The organism is Paraburkholderia sp. BCC1876 (genome assembly GCF_902833695.1).
Taxonomy (GTDB): domain Bacteria; phylum Pseudomonadota; class Gammaproteobacteria; order Burkholderiales; family Burkholderiaceae; genus Paraburkholderia.
The window spans coordinates 1-510 of the sequence record NZ_CADFGI010000058.1 but is presented as its reverse complement, the minus strand read 5'-3'; the positions used below and the strand labels follow the sequence as shown (position 1 = coordinate 510).

The following is a 510-nucleotide window of genomic DNA, read 5'->3' as shown; positions in this document are numbered from 1 at the left end:
CAAAAGCTTGATCACGCTCATGTGAATGCCCTGGGATACGAAACAGAGGAGAAGGCCATGCAAAAAGACGCCCCGAGCATCCGAACCGGCTTGCGATTCGAACGCTCGGGGCGTCGTGCCTCCGCTTACATCAGATGCGTGGTCACACCATGCTGGACCAGCAATTCAGCGTTCTGCGCGCTGTTTTCGTAGACCGTGTAGGCCACGCCGTCGACGGTGGCCGCGCCATGCTCGACCCAGGCATCGCCATCGCCGCCGGAGGTGCCGGACAAATCGACCGTGTCGTGGGCGCCGCCCTTCACCATCAGTTGCGTGCGGCCGTCGTCCATGAACAGGTCCTTGCCGCCGTGTTGCAGCACGTCGTCGAGCGACAGCTTCAGCGGGCTGCCCGCCGATGCGTCCAGGCCGATCGCGCCACCAGCGGCATGGGCTCCGTCTGCCGACAGCCTCGACAGGTCAAGCGCCCAGGCGTCGCCGGCTTCGGGTTCGCCATGCGGCTCGGCGGACGGG

General features: G+C 65.5%; 1 protein-coding gene. It reads right to left on the bottom strand.

Going from position 1 to position 510, the window contains the following annotated elements:
* Positions 1-125: 125 nt before the first annotated feature.
* The coding region (locus HWY05_RS37750; RefSeq protein ID WP_176061488.1) for a hypothetical protein at positions 126-510 on the bottom strand (385 nt) is incomplete at its 5' end.